This is a genomic window from Nocardioides sp. (assembly GCF_031397825.1).
Classification (GTDB): Bacteria; Actinomycetota; Actinomycetes; order Propionibacteriales; family Nocardioidaceae; genus Nocardioides.
In genome coordinates, this window is sequence record NZ_JANNML010000127.1 from 1 (window position 1) to 14956 (window position 14956).

13 protein-coding genes and 1 riboswitch are annotated in these 14956 nt (G+C 72.0%); of the genes, 7 read left to right on the forward strand and 6 right to left on the reverse strand.

What is annotated here, in order from left to right; translation table 11 throughout:
- Window positions 1-512 precede the first annotated feature (512 nt).
- Window positions 513-821 (reverse strand): hypothetical protein, encoded by a 309-nt coding sequence (locus RMN98_RS11045; protein WP_309648880.1) that lies wholly within the window; start codon window positions 819-821, stop codon window positions 513-515.
- Window positions 822-975: 154 nt separating this feature from the next.
- Here RMN98_RS11045 and RMN98_RS11050 point away from each other — a divergent pair, with 154 nt between their 5' ends.
- Window positions 976-1323 (forward strand): hypothetical protein, encoded by a 348-nt coding sequence (locus RMN98_RS11050; protein WP_309648868.1) that lies wholly within the window; start codon window positions 976-978, stop codon window positions 1321-1323.
- On the opposite strand, the gene RMN98_RS11055 is transcribed toward RMN98_RS11050, so the two are convergent.
- Together RMN98_RS11055 and RMN98_RS11060 are read right to left on the reverse strand one after the other, a co-directional pair.
- Window positions 1320-2003, reverse strand: coding sequence for an FAD-binding oxidoreductase (locus tag RMN98_RS11055; RefSeq protein ID WP_309648869.1), 684 nt, complete (start codon window positions 2001-2003; stop codon window positions 1320-1322). The genes RMN98_RS11050 and RMN98_RS11055 overlap by 4 nt on opposite strands.
- Window positions 2000-2620: a sulfite oxidase-like oxidoreductase gene (locus tag RMN98_RS11060; RefSeq protein ID WP_309648870.1), complete on the reverse strand. Its 621-nt coding sequence runs from the start codon at window positions 2618-2620 to the stop codon at window positions 2000-2002. The genes RMN98_RS11055 and RMN98_RS11060 overlap by 4 nt, the downstream gene beginning before the upstream one ends.
- A 45-nt stretch (window positions 2621-2665) precedes the next feature.
- On the opposite strand from RMN98_RS11060, the gene RMN98_RS11065 reads away from it, so the two are divergent.
- The 5 genes from RMN98_RS11065 (at window position 2666) to RMN98_RS11085 (ending at window position 10810) form a co-directional block, all read left to right on the forward strand.
- Window positions 2666-3937 (forward strand): MFS transporter, encoded by a 1272-nt coding sequence (locus RMN98_RS11065; RefSeq protein WP_309648871.1) that lies wholly within the window; start codon window positions 2666-2668, stop codon window positions 3935-3937.
- A riboswitch (cobalamin riboswitch) is annotated at window positions 3926-4050 on the forward strand. (Overlaps the previous gene by 12 nt.)
- A 24-nt stretch (window positions 4051-4074) precedes the next feature.
- Window positions 4075-7668: a cobaltochelatase subunit CobN gene (locus tag RMN98_RS11070; RefSeq protein WP_309648872.1), complete on the forward strand. Its 3594-nt coding sequence runs from the start codon at window positions 4075-4077 to the stop codon at window positions 7666-7668.
- 13 nt (window positions 7669-7681) lie between these two features.
- Window positions 7682-8431: a precorrin-6A synthase (deacetylating) gene (cobF, locus tag RMN98_RS11075; RefSeq protein WP_309648873.1), complete on the forward strand. Its 750-nt coding sequence runs from the start codon at window positions 7682-7684 to the stop codon at window positions 8429-8431.
- A 136-nt stretch (window positions 8432-8567) separates the two neighbouring features.
- Window positions 8568-9869, forward strand: a complete 1302-nt coding sequence (locus RMN98_RS11080) for a hypothetical protein (protein ID WP_309648874.1) — start codon at window positions 8568-8570, stop codon at window positions 9867-9869.
- The gene (locus RMN98_RS11085) at window positions 9866-10810 is read left to right on the forward strand and encodes an Abi-alpha family protein (protein ID WP_309648875.1); all 945 of its coding nucleotides are present in this window, start codon (window positions 9866-9868) and stop codon (window positions 10808-10810) included. The genes RMN98_RS11080 and RMN98_RS11085 overlap by 4 nt, the downstream gene beginning before the upstream one ends.
- Here the strand turns inward: RMN98_RS11085 and RMN98_RS11090 are convergent, their stop codons facing one another.
- The 3 genes from RMN98_RS11090 to RMN98_RS11100 are packed head-to-tail and all read right to left on the reverse strand — an operon-like array spanning window position 10811 to window position 13493.
- The gene (locus RMN98_RS11090) at window positions 10811-12286 is read right to left on the reverse strand and encodes a response regulator (RefSeq protein ID WP_309648876.1); all 1476 of its coding nucleotides are present in this window, start codon (window positions 12284-12286) and stop codon (window positions 10811-10813) included.
- A complete protein-coding gene (locus tag RMN98_RS11095; protein ID WP_309648877.1) occupies window positions 12283-12867 on the reverse strand; it encodes a hypothetical protein in 585 nt (194 codons plus the stop codon). Before RMN98_RS11095 ends, RMN98_RS11090 begins: the two co-directional genes overlap by 4 nt.
- The gene (locus RMN98_RS11100; RefSeq protein WP_309648878.1) at window positions 12864-13493 is read right to left on the reverse strand and encodes a hypothetical protein; all 630 of its coding nucleotides are present in this window, start codon (window positions 13491-13493) and stop codon (window positions 12864-12866) included. The genes RMN98_RS11095 and RMN98_RS11100 overlap by 4 nt, the downstream gene beginning before the upstream one ends.
- A gap of 218 nt (window positions 13494-13711) precedes the next feature.
- Between RMN98_RS11100 and RMN98_RS11105 the strand changes: the two genes are divergently transcribed.
- On the forward strand, window positions 13712-14956 hold a 1245-nt coding region (locus RMN98_RS11105), incomplete at its 3' end, for a Clp protease N-terminal domain-containing protein (RefSeq protein WP_309648879.1).

The window sequence follows — 14956 nt, forward strand, 5'->3', positions numbered from 1 at the left end:
AGTGGGATGCCGTGGTCACCGAAGGACGCAGCTCCTTCGTCGTCGGTCTCGTGGAGCACGCACCAGTCCACGACGGACTCGATGATCTCGATCTCGGCCTGGTCGCGCACTGCCCGGACCGCGCGGACAGCGGTCAGCACGACGGTGCTGTCGTCGCGTCCGGGCTGCTCGGTCATAGACCCATTCAAGCCGTGGCCACCGACAGTGGGACCCATTTCGGCGCCTCGGATCTCGGCTGGTGAGACGACAAGCGAAACTTTCTTCGAAGAATTCTTCCCGCGCCCACGCCGGGGTCGTGTCATGTCGCAGTACATCGGTGACAGTTCTGCATCAAGACGTCGGCAACACAACCGGGATGCTTGGTGGTGACACTTCTGGCTGTCTGTGGCGGTGCCTGCCCATGAGCCTGTTGATCCCCGCGTCCGCCTCGCGATCGCCCAGTGGCCCGAGGATGCTCCGCGTGGTGCGGTGACGACGTCCTGCCTCGAGCATGAGATCTCCCGCACGTCCTTCTACGCGATCCGCCGCGGCCGGCCCCGCAGGCCGTGCCCTGCGATCGCCCCGAAGGCACGACCACGAAGAACCTGACCATTGCTGGCACGCTGTCTCTGGACCAGGTCCAGCACATGCTCGGCACGACGCACGGCCTCGTACAGGTCTTGATCGTCACCGACGGCGACCAGATCACCGTCGCCGACCTGGACGGCGAGATCCTCGCCGAGCTCACCCGACCCGGCCCCGGCGTGACGTACGTCGGCAAAGGCCGACGACCCGGCCAGCGCCACCCCGAACCCCGAACCGTCACCGAAGTCCTGAGACATCAACCGTCACCGATGTCCTGATGCAGTTCTGTCACCGATGTCCCGAGACATCACACCCACGCCGGGGTCGCTTCTCGGCTCACTGGGTCTCGACGCCTCGTCGCGCTCTCCTCGGGCCCGACCAACGAGGGCTGGCGTCGACTAGCGTCCGCACATGCCGATCGTCGACGTGACCTACGCCCGCGGGATCGAGGAGCAGACACTGCGGACGCTCGCCCAGCGGCTGCCGCACGAGGTGTCGCTGGCGGTGGAGTGCCCCGAGGAGCCCTACGACCACGACCTCCAGCCCGGTGACGTGGAGCTTCGCTTCCGCGAGCGCAGCCCCTTCGACGCGCCGGGTCTCGACGTGGTGGTCGAGGTGCGGTCGACGTGGATCGAGAGCCGGGCGGCGGATCGGCAGGAGCGGGCCGAGCGGCTCCGGGTCGCGATCAGCGAGGCACTCGGGACGACCACGGTCGGGGTGTTCCTGACGCTGCCCGTGGCGGGATGGGCGCAGGGCTAGCCGGTGGCGCCGAACTGCTCGACGCGGACGGCGTCGGCGCGCATGCCGGCCTCGCCGAGGACCCGCTGGGCGAAGGAGGAGAAGCCGACCGAGCCGCAGACATAGGCCCGCTCGACGCCCTCGACCAGGTCGACCAGCTCGTCGGGGTAGGGCGGGGCGGCGACGCGGCTGCCGAGGTTCTCCCGGGTGAGGGCGATGAGGTCGGCGCGGCCGACGAGCTCGTCCTCGTAGGGCAGCTCGGGCAGGGTGCGGGCCACGACCACGACCCGCAGCAGGTGCTCGACGCCGAGCCGGCGCGCGTGGCGCATCATCGAGACGATCGGGACGACACCGGAGCCGCCGGCGAGGCAGAGGGCGGGCACGTCACCGGCCCAGGTGAACCAGCCGCCGATCGGGCCGCGCAGCTCGAAGTCGTCACCGACGCGCGCCTCGGCGTGCATGAAGCCCGACACCTCGCCGTCGGGCAGGCACTCGATCATCAGCTCCAGCAGGGGATCGGCCGGGTCGGAGGCGATCGAGTAGGACCGCTGGGCGGTGTAGCCGTCCTCGGCACGCAGCCGCAGCACGCAGTGCTGTCCCGGCAGGTGCTGGAACGGCTCGGCGACCTCGAAGCGCAGCCGCACGAGCCTCTCCGAGTCGCGCGTGACCTCGACCAGCCGGCCGGTGGTCCACCCGCTCACGGGTCGCCCTGGTAGCGCTGCTCCAGCCACGGGTCGCCGCGGTCGTGATAGCCGTTGGCCTCCCAGAAGCCCGGCCGGTCGCGGTCCATCAGCTCCAGCCGCGAGACCCACTTGGCCGAGTTCCAGAAGTAGAGGTGCGGCACCAGCAGCCGCACCGGCCCGCCGTGCGGCACCGTCAGCGGCAAGCCGTCGACCTCCCACACGATCCACGCCCTGCCGCCGCGCAGGTCCTCCAGCGGCAGGTTGGTCGTGTAGCCGGTCGACGAGTGCGCCATCACGTAGGCCGCCTCGGGCCGCGGCCGCGCGGCGTCCAGCAGGGTGTCGACGCTGACCCCGGTGAAGGTCATGTCGAACCTCGACCAGGTGGTGACGCAGTGGATGTCGCCGTCGTACGTCGAGCCGGGCAAGGCGTGCGCCTCCCGCCATGACCACGTCTGCTGCTCCTCCACGAGGCCGTCGACGGTGATCGACCAGTCCTCGGGGGTCAGCCGGGGCGTGGCCTCGGCGGTGAGCGTGGGCCAGTCCTTGCCCGTGTCGTACTGCCCCGGTGGGAGACGGTCGCCGCGCGCCGCCCGGTCGCCGCGGCGCTTGCCGGTGAAGCCTCGCGTGAACGCCATGGGCTGATTCTCCCCGACGCCCCACGCGGTGGCACCCTGGAGGTGATGAGCACCAGCGAGACTCGGCTCCCTCGCCCCCGGGGCGAGCACCTGCACCGCCCGGGCACCCCGGGCTTCCGTCGCCTCAACCTGGCCATGGGCCTGGCCGGGCTGGCGGCCTTCGGGATGCTCTACACGACCCAGCCGCTGCTGCCGGAGCTCAGCGAGGCCTTCGCCGTCGGCCCGACCACCGCCAGCCTCACGCTCTCGGTCTGCACGGGCCTGCTGGCGCTGCTCGTCGTCCCGGCGACGGCCCTCGGCCAGCGCTGGGGACGCCCGCGCACGATGGGCGTCGCGCTCCTCGTCGCCGCCGTGCTCACGCTGGCCAGCGCCGTCGCGCCGACCTTCGCGGTGCTCCTCGTGCTCCGCGCTCTCACCGGGGCCGCGCTCGCCGCCGTCGTCGGCGTCGCCATGGGCCACGTCGGGGTCGAGGTCCACCCCTCCGGCCTCGCGACCGCTATGGGTCTCTACGTCGCCGGCAACTCCCTCGGCGGGGTCGGCGGTCGGCTCATCACCTCCGCCGTGGTGGACGTGAGCTCCTGGCGGTGGGCCATGGCCGCGCTCGGCCTCGCCGCGCTGGCCGCCACCGCCGCCTTCTGGCGGCTCCTGCCCGCCGCCACCGCCACGTCGTACGACGCCGCAGGGGAGCCGGCGCCGACGCGCACCCGCGCCTACCGCGAGCTCCTGACCGACCCGGCGATGCTCGCGGTGCTGCTGATCCCCTTCGTGCTCATGGGCGGGTTCGTCGCGACCTACAACTACCTGGCCTTCCGGCTGACGGCCGCCCCCTTCTCGCTGCCGGCCGCCGTGGTGGGGCTGGTGTTCGTCACCTACCTGTCGGGCACGGCCTCCTCCGCCCTCGCCGGGCGCGCGGCGAACCGCGTCGGACGCGGCCGGGTGCTCCTCGGCTCCGTCGTCGTGATGGGCGCCGGGCTGGCGCTGACGCTGCCCGACCACCTCGTGCTCGTCGTGGTGGGCCTGCTCGTCCTGACCGCCGGCTTCTTCGGTGCCCACTCGGTCGCGAGCGGCTGGGCACCGGTGGTCGGTCGGCGGCACCCGAGCCAGGCGAGTGCCCTCTACGTCTGCGCCTACTACGTCGGCTCGAGCGTCTTCGGCGCCCTCGTCGGCCTGAGCTGGCGCGCCGGAGCGTGGCCCGCGACGGTCGCCTCCGTCGGCGCCCTCGTCGCCGTCGGGCTGGTCGCGTCACTGGTCGTCGTGACGCGGGTGCGTCCGGTCGCGGGTGACCGGCGACCCGAGCTCGCCCCCGCCGTGCCCTAGGGTGGCGGCACACGTCTCGTGGCGCAGGAACCCGGTGAGACTCCGGGGCGGTTCCGCCACTGTGATGCCCGCGAGGGCACAGCCAGACACTGGCCACGGGACCTCCACCTACAGGGGCGAGAACCCCGGGAGAAACCATGCGCATCGCACTGCTGTCGACCTCCGACACCGACCTCCTCTCCGCCCGGGCCTCCGGAGCCGACTACGTCTGGGCCAACCCGTCCCGGCCCGGCCACCAGTCGATGGCCGAGGTCATCGAGGGCGCCGACCTGGTCCTGGGCCGGATCCTCGGCTCGCCCCAGGACCTCTGCTCCGGCTTCGCCCGGATCCGCCAGACCGGCATGCCGATGGTGGTGCTCGGCGGTGAGCAGACCCCGAGCGCGGAGCTGATGGAGCTCTCGACCGTGCCGGTCGGCACCGCAGCCGAGGCCCACCGCTACCTCGCCGAGGGTGGCCCGGCCAACCTGGCTCAGCTCCACGCGTTCCTGTCCGACACCGTGCTGCTCACCGGCGAGGGCTTCGAGCCGCCGGCCGCGCTGCCCGACTGGGGGCTGCTGGAGCGCCCGGCCACCACGGGAGACCTGCCCCGCGTGGGGATCCTCATCTATCGCGCCCACCAGGCCAGCGGCAACACGGCCTTCGCCCACGCGCTCGCCGACGCCGTCGACGCGACCGGCCGCGCCGTCGGCGTACCGATCTTCGCGGGCTCGCTGCGCGCGGCCCCCGACGCGCTCTACGACGAGCTCGCCACGCTGGACGCCCTCGTCGTGACCGTCCTCGCCGCGGGAGGCAGCAAGCCGGCGACCGCGAGCGCGGGCGAGGACGACGAGTCGTGGGACGTCGAGCGGCTCGCAGCCCTCGACATCCCTGTCCTGCAAGGGCTCTGCCTCACCAGCAGCCGCGAGGAGTGGCAGGGCTCCGACGACGGGGTGACCCCGCTCGACTCGGCCAGCCAGATCGCGATCCCGGAGTTCGACGGGCGCATCATCACCGCGCCGTTCTCCTTCAAGGAGATCGATCGGGACGGCCTGCCGCGCTACGTCGCTGACGCAGAGCGGTGCGCCCGCGTGGCGGGGATCGCGGTCAACCACGCACGCCTGCGCCACGTGCCGCCCGCCGAGCGCAAGGTCGCGCTGATGCTCTCTGCCTACCCCACCAAGCACTCGCGGGTCGGCAACGCCGTCGGCCTCGACACCCCCGTCTCCACCATCCGGCTGCTGCGCCGGATGCGCGACGCGGGCTACGACCTCGGTGCTCCCGGCGAGGTGCCGGGCCTCGACGAGGTCGACGACACGGTGGCCGGGGACACCCTGATCCACGCGCTGATCGCGGCCGGCGGCCAGGACCAGGAGTGGCTGACGAGCGCGCAGCTGACCGACGCCCACGTCCGGATCTCGGCCGCCGACTACGAGCGCTGGACCGCCGACCTCCCCGCGTCGCTGCGTGACGACATGGTCGAGGCCTGGGGTCCCGCGCCCGGGAAGCTCTTCGTCAACGACGCCCAGGAGATCGTGCTCGCGACCATCCAGGCCGGCAACGTGGTGCTGCTGATCCAGCCGCCGCGCGGCTTCGGGGAGAACCCGGTGGCGATCTACCACGACCCCGACCTCGCCCCGAGCCACCACTACCTGGCGTCCTACCGCTGGCTCGCCGCCGACGCCGACGACCGCGGCTTCGGGGCGCACGCGGTGGTCCACCTGGGCAAGCACGGCTCGATGGAGTGGCTGCCGGGCAAGAACGCCGCCCTGTCGGCGTCCTGTGCGACCGACGCCGCGATCGGTGACCTGCCGCTGATCTACCCCTTCCTCGTCAACGACCCGGGCGCGGGGGCTCAGGCCAAGCGCCGCGCCCACGCCACGATCGTCGACCACCTGATCCCGCCGATGGCGCGCGCCGAGTCCTACGGCGACATCGCCCGGCTCGAGCAGCTCCTCGACGAGCACGCCAACATCGCCGCGATGGACCCCGCCAAGCTCCCCGCGATCCGCGGCGAGATCTGGCAGCTCATGCATGCCGCCGAGATGCACCGTGACCTGGGCCTCGACGAGCAGCCCGACGATGCGGAGTTCGACGAGTTCATCCTCCACGTCGACGGCTGGCTCTGCGAGATCAAGGACGCCCAGATCCGTGACGGGCTGCACGTGCTGGGCCAGGCGCCCGCTGCCGAGGCCCGGGTCAACCTGGTCCTCGCGATCCTGCGTGCCTCCCAGGTCTGGGGCGGCGAGACCGCCGCGGTGCCCGGGCTGCGCGCGGCGCTGGGGCTGAAGGAGGGGAGCGAGGCGACGACCACCGTCGACGAGGTCGAGCAGCGCGCCCACGCGCTGGTGCAGCTGATGGAGGACGCCGGGTGGGACCCGGCTGCCGCGGCCACCGCCCACGACGACCCCGAGGTGCAGCGGGTGCTGGCCTTCGCCGCGACCCAGGTCGTGCCCCGGCTCGCGAGGACCACCGACGAGCTCGACGCCGTCCTGCACGCGCTCGACGGCGGCTTCATCCCCGCCGGCCCGAGCGGGTCGCCCCTGCGGGGCCTGGTCAACGTGCTCCCGACCGGGCGCAACTTCTACACCGTCGACCCGCGCGCGGTCCCGTCCCGCCTGGCCTGGCAGACCGGTGTCGCGATGGCCGACTCGCTGGTGCAGCGCTACCTCGACGACACCGGCGGCTACCCCGAGTCCGTCGGCATCAGCGTCTGGGGGACGTCGGCCATGCGCACCTCCGGCGACGACATCGCCGAGGTGCTCGCGCTCCTCGGCGTGCGGCCGCAGTGGGACGAGGCCTCGCGCCGTGTCGGCGAGCTGACCGTCGTGCCCCTCGAGGAGCTCGGCCGCCCCCGCATCGACGTCACCGTGCGCATCTCGGGCTTCTTCCGCGACGCCTTCCCGCACGTGCTGACGATGCTCGACGACGCCGTGCGGATGGTCGCCGACCTCGACGAGCCCCACGAGGCCAACTTCGTCCGAGCCCACGCACAGGCGGACCTCGCCGAGCACGGCGACGAGCGCCGCGCGACGACGCGCATCTTCGGCTCGATGCCCGGCTCCTACGGCGCCGGGATCCTCCAGGTCGTCGAGAACGGGTCGTGGCGCGACGACCAGGACCTCGCCGAGGTCTACACCGCCTGGGGCGGCTTCGCCTACGGCCGGGACCTGGCCGGCGTCGCCGCGGCCGACGACATGCGCACCAACTACCGGCGCATCAAGGTGGCGGCCAAGAACATCGACACCCGCGAGCACGACATCGCCGACTCCGACGACTACTTCCAGTACCACGGCGGGATGATCGCCACCGTGCGTGCGCTCACGGGCTCCGACCCGCAGGCCTACGTCGGCGACTCGACCACGCCCGACGCCGTGCGCACCCGCACCCTCCAGGAGGAGACCAACCGCGTCTTCCGTGCCCGGGTCGTCAACCCGCGCTGGATCGGGGCGATGCAGCGCCACGGCTACAAGGGCGCCTTCGAGCTCGCCGCGACCGTCGACTACCTCTTCGGCTTCGACGCCACCACCGGCGTCGTGCACGACTGGATGTACGACACCCTCGCGAAGGAGTACGTCCTCGACGAGACCAACCAGGCCTTCATGCGGCAGTCCAACCCCTGGGCCCTGCGCGGCATCGTGGAGAAGCTCCACGAGGCCGTCGACCGCGGCCTCTGGGCCGACCCCGACGCCGACGTCCTCGCCGCGATGCAGCAGGTCTACCTCGACCTCGAGGGCGATCTCGAGGACCGGTGAGCGGAGGATCGACATGAAGCGGGTCCGGATCGTCGGCATCGGGATGGGCGCCGAGCACCTCACGGCCGAGGCGGAGGCCGCCATCCGCTCAGCCGACTACGTCATCGCGGCACAGAAGTCCGACGACGACCGGCTGCTCGAGGCGCGGCGCGCGCTGTGCCGTGACCTCGGGGTCCCCCTGGTCGCCGTGCCCGACCCGCCCCGCGACCGCGACGCCCCGGCCGACTACCCCGGTGCCGTGCGCGACTGGCACGACGCCCGCGCCGCGGCGTACGAGCAGGTGCTGGCAGAGCGCGACGGCGACGCGGCCTTCCTGGTCTGGGGCGACCCGGCGTTCTACGACTCCACGATCCGCATCGTCGAGCAGGTCGCCGAGCGCGGCCGCGTCTCCTTCGCGTACGACGTGGTCCCCGGCGTCAGCGCGCCCCAGCTGCTGGCCGCGCGGCACCGGCTCGTGCTGCACGAGGTGGGCCGGCCGGTACTGTTCACGACCGGTCGTCGGCTGCTCGAGGACGTCGCGGCCGGGCACGACAACCTCGTGGTGCTGCTCGACGGGCGGCTGGCCTGCACGCAGCTGGTGCCCGACGACTGGCAGGTCTGGTGGGGCGCCAACCTCGGCGCGACGGGGGAGCGGCTGGTCGCTGGGCCGCTCGGTGCCGTGCTGCCTGAGATCCGGGCCGCCCGCACCGCCGCCGCGGCCGAGGCGGGGTGGGTCATGGATGTCTACCTGCTGCGCCGGGTCCGCCACCTGCATCCCGTCTGACCTGCGGCAACGTCAGGCTCGTCACGTCCAGACCGTGACCGAGATCCTGTCCGCGATGTGACGCCAGGCACTACCCTTCAGCCTCCAGGCCCTCATGGGGAGGGTCTGCACCGACGCGTGCTGGACGGGGTGCGATGTGGACTGGTTGAGCGAGTGGGCTGGTGACATCCACTGGGTCGCGTTCGTGTCCATCCCGGTCTTCACCGGCGTGATCGGCTTCCTGATCAACTGGTCGGGACTGTGGATGCTCTTCAGCCCCGTGAAGTTCCACGGCGTCACGATCCCGGGGATGCGCGAGATCGCCTCGGTGCTGCCCCGCAAGATCCAGGAGGTGCCGGGCGTCCTCCAGGGCGGCATCGGCTGGCAGGGCATCGTGCCGGCACGGGCCGCCAAGATGGGCTCGATCGCCGTCGACAAGGCGATCGCCAAGCTCGGCACGCCCTCGGAGTTCTACCAGCAGCTCGAGCCCGACCAGATCGCCGAGCACATCGTCACGGTCTTCCGGCCCGAGATCCCCCAGCTGGTCGACGAGGTCATGCAGCGCGAGCACCCGCGGCTGTGGCGCGACCTGCCGCGCCCCGTGCGCGACGCGGTCGTCGAGCGGGTCCAAGCCCAGCTGCCGGGCGTCGTCACCCGGGTCACGACCGAGATCGGGATCCACATCGACCAGCTGCTCGACCCCAAGATCATGGTGATCGACCACTTCCAGAAGAACCCCGCCCTGGTGGTGCGGATCTTCCGCGACTTCGGTCAGCGCGAGCTCAACCTGATGGTGTGGTTCGGCTTCATCTTCGGCTTCCTGCTCGGCATCCCGGTCGCCGTGGTCGACAGCATCTTCCACCAGGCCTGGCTGCTGCCGGTGCTCGGCGTGGTCGTCGGCTGGCTGACCAACGCGCTCGGCATGTGGCTGATCTTCGAGCCGCCGGAGCCCAAGCGGATCCTCGGCATCAAGGTGCACGGACTCTTCCTGCGCCGCCAGGACCAGGCGGCCGAGGTCTATGCCCAGATCATCGCCGAGGACGTCATCACCCTCGAGCGCATCGGCGACTTCCTGCTCGACGGACCGCGTGGCGACCGGACCCGCCAGATGCTGGCGACCGCCCTCCGCCCCGCGATCGACAAGGCCGCCGGGCCGCTGCGCGGCGCGGTCCGGGTGGCCGTGGGAGCCGCCCGGTTCGACACGATCCGCGACTCCGTCGCCCAGGAGGCGGTCGGTCGCACGCTCACGCCGTTCAAGGACCCGGTCTTCAGCGCCCGGCAGGCCGAGAAGATCCGGGTGCTCATCGCCCGACGCACCAAGGAGCTCCCTCCCGCCGACTTCGTGGACATGATGCGATCGGCCATCAAGGAGGATGAGTGGATGCTCTACGCACACGGCGCCATCATGGGTCTGGCCGGCGGCTTCCTGCACCTGTGGATCTTCGGGGTCGGCTCATGACCGAGACCCCGCGCGACGGCACCCCGCAGGAGGGCACGTCGGACGACCACGTCCCCGACGTGTGGACCTCGGCGGGGGAGTCCCTGCCCGGGCTCGCGCGGGTGGCGGCCTACGCCGCGCTGCACACCACCGAGTGGGGCGTGAAGACCTCCGCCAGGGCGTGGCTGCGGGTCGGCAAGGCGGTCACGCGGCCCGACGAGGCGGCGGCCCTGGCGCGTGACGCGTCGAAGGCGATGGTCGTGGTCGGTGACCTGGCCCGGTCGGTCTCCTCGGGCACGCCGGTCGCCAAGGCGTTGATGTCGGCCGGGGAGTCCCTCGGTGGCCTGGTCGAGGCCAACGGCGCCGAGGCCGTCAACGGCCACGTCGTCACGTCCGGCCCTCCGCAGGCCAGCCTGCGCGAGCTCGGCAAGCAGCTGCTCGACCGCTCCCGCGACGTGTGGAACACCGACGAGGGCCACCCGGCCTACGAGCGGATCCTCAGCGAGCTGGCGCCCGACGAGGCGCGGATCCTGATGCTGCTCCTCACCGGTGGTCCCCAGCCGAGCGTCGACGTTCGCACCGGCGGCCCGATCGGGATGGTGAGCAGCCAGCTGATCGCGCCGGGGCTGACGATGATCGGCGCACGATCCGGGGTGCGCTACCTCGACCAGGTCCCGGCCTACCTCAACAACCTCTTCCGCCTCGGCCTGGTCTGGTTCTCCCGGGAGGCGCTGCGCGACCCGATGCACTACCAGGTCGTCGAGGCTCAGCCCGACGTCCTCGAGGCGATGCACTCGGTGAAGTTCGCCAAGGTCGTGCGGCGCAGCATCCACCTGACGCCGTTCGGCGAGGACTTCTGCAAGACCTGCCTGGTCGAGGAGGAGACACTCGCCGTGGCGGCCTTCCCCGAGCACGGCGTGCCGCCCGAGGTCGCCGACCCGCGCGACCCCGCCCCGGGTTGATCAGCAGGCGAGCAGCTTGACGGTGAACACCGAGCCGTCGTGGACGCCGGCCGCGTGCCCGACCTCGCCGTTCTGGGCGTGAGCGAGCGTCTTGACGACGTAGAGCCCGAGGCCTGTGCCGCTGGCGACGGCGTCGTTGGCGCGGGCGAACTCCTGGAAGAGTCGGTCGGTGAACTCCTCGGGCACCCCGTCGCCGTGGTCGACGACGTCGATGCACACCAGTGCACCCTCGGCGCGCACGTGGATCGAGTACGGCGGCGCGCCGTACTTGTGGGCGTTGCTGAGCAGGTTGGTGAGCATCTGCTCGAGGCGCAGCGGGTCCGCCCTCACCGAGCGGGTGTCCTCGACGAAGACCTCCACGTCGTAGCGGTCGGCGATCGCGCCCTCGATGATCGTGCGCGGGTCGACGACCTGCATGTCGATGCGCAGCGTCCCGCGCTGGATCTGGGCGGCGGTGAGCAGGTCGGCGGTGATCGAGTCGAGGATGCGGGCCTGCCGCGCCACCGAGCCCATCAGCCGGTCGCGCTGGGTGTCGTCGATCTCGGCCGAGTCCCAGCCCACCGTCTCGGCGATCCCGCAGATCACCGCCACCGGGCCGCGGATCTCGTGGGCGGTCGTCGCGATCGCGCGGCGCAGGAGACCGACGTCCTCGGCGCCGGAGTCGAGGTAGACCAGCAGGGACCAGCCGGTGCGCCGCAGCGTGGCGCGGACCCGGCCGCCGTCGACGTCGACCTCGAACGACGCGTCGGCGTCGAGGCGGTGGAAGGAGACGAGCTGGGAGAGCTCGGCCGCGGCCATGCCCAGCGGCATGCCGATCGTGGTGTCGCCGAGCAGGCGCAGGGCCATCCCGTTGGCGTGCATGATCCGGAAGAGCGGCTCGTCGGCCAGCTCGATGATGCCGTAGGGCGCGAGCTCCATCGCCTCCCAGGCCGAGATGTGTGCTCGGGACTCGACGGACGACGATGCGTCCGGCGCGGCATCCGCGAGGGTGACCTTCGTGGACATGGTGGGCCTCTCTGCCAGGGTCTCGGCCTGCACGGCTCGGCTGCTGCTGGGGACCACGGACAGCGTGCGGGCGGGCTTGCGGGTGCCTCCCGAGGCGATGTCGCGGACGTAGTCGAGGATCGTGGTGAGCGGGGCGCCCTTCTGCACGTAGCCGTCGGCACCGGCGGCGACGGCCCGGGCCGACATCTGCTGCGCGCCGAAGCCGGAGAGCACGACGATCTTGGCCGAGGGGCAGAGTCGCCGGATGGTCGGCAGCGCCTCTATGCCGTCCATCACCGGCATCGCCAGGTCGAGCAGGATCACGTCGGGGCGGGTGGTCCGCACGACCTCGATGCCCTCACGTCCGTCGCCGGCCTCGGCGACCACCTCGAAGCCGCCCCTGATCAGCGCGAGCTTGAGGAGCTCGCGCAGGTCGGGGGTGTCGTCGATGATCACGACGCGTCGTGGCCGGGTGGTGGCGAGTGCGCTCATGGCGTGGGCCTTTCGGGCGGAAGGTCGGCCGGGGCGCTGCGGAGCAGCTGGATGGCGAAGTGCTCGCTGCCGAGCAGGTTGGTGATGATGCGGCTGGCGCTGTCGATCGAGGTCGTCATGGCCTCGCGGGCCTTGGCGGTGTCGTCGAGGTCGAGCGCCATCTTGGCGACGACGAGGCCCTGGAGGACGCTGTCGTTGAGCTCGAGGGCCTGCTGCTCCCGCTGCCGCAGGTCCTCGAAGAGCTGGGCGCCCTGCATGAGCGAGGAGTAGTTGCGCCGCAGGGACCAGTAGTAGAGCGCGACGACCATGCCGACGACGTCCCAGATCGCCAACGGCCAGCTCCAGGCTGCACGCATGGCCAGACCCTGCTCGTCGGCGAGCCCGAGGGACGGCAGCAGCATGTGGACGGGGTGGCTGCCGTGGTGCACCGCGCAGGTGAAGAAGATGGCCGCGGTCGCGGCGCCCAACGGGTTGGTGCGCAGCTGGTTGCTGCGCGCCAGCGGGACGACGATGGCCAGCGCGATCAGCAGGTAGGCGACCGCGATGACGGTGTTGCACACCAGCCCGATCTGCCAGGTCATGACGCGACCGCCGTACGACGACCCGGGCCGAGCAGGTGCGCGCAGGAGGCCACCACGAGCAGCTCCCAGCCGGCACAGGCCAGGTCCCACACCCCGACCGCCTCGGGCTGGGGCATCAGCCCCAGCGGCAGGCCCCACGTGCGGGTGGTCAGCCACAGGGCGAGGATCGCGGCGTTGCCGAGGGCTCCCGCGAGCAGCAGTCGCGGGGTGCACCGGGTCGCGGCCAGGGCCGCCCAGGCCAGCTGGGCGAGCGCGGCGGCGACGAAGAAGCCGCCGAAGACCGCCTGCTCGTCGAGGTGACCCGGTCCCGCGCCGGCGTGGATCGCGGCCGCGGCGCCGCTGGCCACCACGGCCAGCTGGAGGGCGGAGCCTGCGCTCGGCCGGAGCGGGGCGCTGATCGGGGCTGCGGCGGGGGTGAGTGTGGAGCGGGGCACGGTGAGGGTGCCCGCGGCGACCGCGTGGCGCAGCTCCAGGACCCGCAGGTCGTGCTGGTCGCGGGGGGCGAGCGGCTCGGGCCGCAGGCGGTCGAGGGCGTGGGGGAGCAGCACCACGGCCAACGTGAGCAGGCCTCCCACGACCAGTGCGTAGTGCACGGTGTGCGCGAGCATGCCGGCACCGGTGGACATCGCTGTCACCGTCGTTCCCTCCCGCACGCCACCTCCCCGACGGCGTGCTCCCTCTTCCAAAGTAGGGGAAGGTGGGCCCGAGCGGGTCACCTTTGCCGGAAGGGGCGAGCGGTCCATACCGGGGCGGACCGGCTGAGATTTCTCAAAGTTGAGTGGAACAGACTCAACTCTGCGAACGTTGTGCCAGGCAGAGTCCTCACGCACGTCAAGGAGAAGCCATGAGCCAGTTCGGCGCCGACAAGTTCACGACCCGCAGCCGCGAGGCGATCGAGGTCGCCCAGCTGCTGGCCACGACCGGTGGCAACAGCACGACCGAGCCGCTGCACGTCCTCGTCGCCCTGCTGCGCCAGGACGACGGGATCGCCCGCACCCTGGTCACCAAGGCCGGCGTCGACGCGGCCGCCCTGACGGCCCGCGCCGAGACCTCGCTCGAGGCGCTCCCGAAGGCCAGCGGCGCCACCGTGCAGCAGCCGGCGGCCTCCGCCGCGCTCACCCGCGTGCTCGCCGCCGCGCTCGACCTCGCGCGCGGCATGAAGGACGACTACGTCGCGACCGAGCACCTGCTGATCGCGGTCGCCGGCACCGAGAGCCCGGCACAGACGGTGCTCACGGACGCGGGGCTGAGCGAGGCGGGGCTGCGCGAGGGGCTCACCGCCGTCCGCGGCAACCGCCGGGTGACGAGCCAGGACGCCGAGTCGACGTACGAGGCGTTGGAGAAGTACTCCGTCGACCTCACCGCCGCTGCCGAGGAGGGCCGCCTCGACCCGGTCATCGGCCGCGACTCCGAGATCCGACGCGTCGTGCAGGTGCTCTCGCGCCGCACCAAGAACAACCCGGTCCTCATCGGCGAGCCCGGCGTCGGCAAGACCGCCGTCGTGGAGGGTCTCGCCCAACGCGTCGTCGCCGGCGACGTGCCCGACTCGCTCAAGGGTCGCCGGGTCCTGAGCCTCGACCTGGCCGCGATGGTCGCCGGGGCGAAGTACCGCGGCGAGTTCGAGGAGCGCCTCAAGGCCGTCCTCGAGGAGATCAAGGACGCCGGCGGGCAGGTCATCACCTTCATCGACGAGCTGCACACCGTCGTCGGCGCCGGTGCCGGCGGGGACTCCGCGATGGACGCCGGCAACATGCTCAAGCCGATGCTGGCGCGCGGCGAGCTGCACATGATCGGCGCCACGACCCTCGACGAGTACCGCGAGCGGATCGAGAAGGACCCGGCCCTCGAGCGGCGCTTCCAGCAGATCTTCGTCGGTGAGCCGACGGTCGAGGACACCATCCAGATCCTGCGCGGCATCCAGGAGAAGTACGAGGCGCACCACGGCGTACGCATCACCGACGCCGCCCTGGTCGCCGCCGCCACGCTGTCCGACCGCTACATCACCGGGCGCCAGCTTCCCGACAAGGCCATCGACCTCGTCGACGAGGCCGCGTCCCGGCTGCGCATGGAGATCGAGTCCTCCCCGGAG

Bases quoted from the DNA above. Each gene is read 5' to 3' on its own strand.
- RMN98_RS11100 (WP_309648878.1), bottom strand. From the start codon at position 13,493: ATGTCCACCGGTGCCGGCATGCTCGCGCACACCGTGCACTACGCACTG.
- RMN98_RS11090 (WP_309648876.1), bottom strand. From the start codon at position 12,286: ATGAGCGCACTCGCCACCACCCGGCCACGACGCGTCGTGATCATCGAC.
- RMN98_RS11060 (WP_309648870.1), bottom strand. From the start codon at position 2,620: ATGGCGTTCACGCGAGGCTTCACCGGCAAGCGCCGCGGCGACCGGGCG.
- RMN98_RS11085 (WP_309648875.1), top strand. From the start codon at position 9,866: ATGACCGAGACCCCGCGCGACGGCACCCCGCAGGAGGGCACGTCGGAC.
- RMN98_RS11070 (WP_309648872.1), top strand. From the start codon at position 4,075: ATGCGCATCGCACTGCTGTCGACCTCCGACACCGACCTCCTCTCCGCC.
- cobF (WP_309648873.1), top strand. From the start codon at position 7,682: ATGAAGCGGGTCCGGATCGTCGGCATCGGGATGGGCGCCGAGCACCTC.
- RMN98_RS11095 (WP_309648877.1), bottom strand. From the start codon at position 12,867: ATGACCTGGCAGATCGGGCTGGTGTGCAACACCGTCATCGCGGTCGCC.
- RMN98_RS11065 (WP_309648871.1), top strand. From the start codon at position 2,666: ATGAGCACCAGCGAGACTCGGCTCCCTCGCCCCCGGGGCGAGCACCTG.
- RMN98_RS11045 (WP_309648880.1), bottom strand. From the start codon at position 821: ATGTCTCAGGACTTCGGTGACGGTTCGGGGTTCGGGGTGGCGCTGGCC.
- RMN98_RS11050 (WP_309648868.1), top strand. From the start codon at position 976: ATGCCGATCGTCGACGTGACCTACGCCCGCGGGATCGAGGAGCAGACA.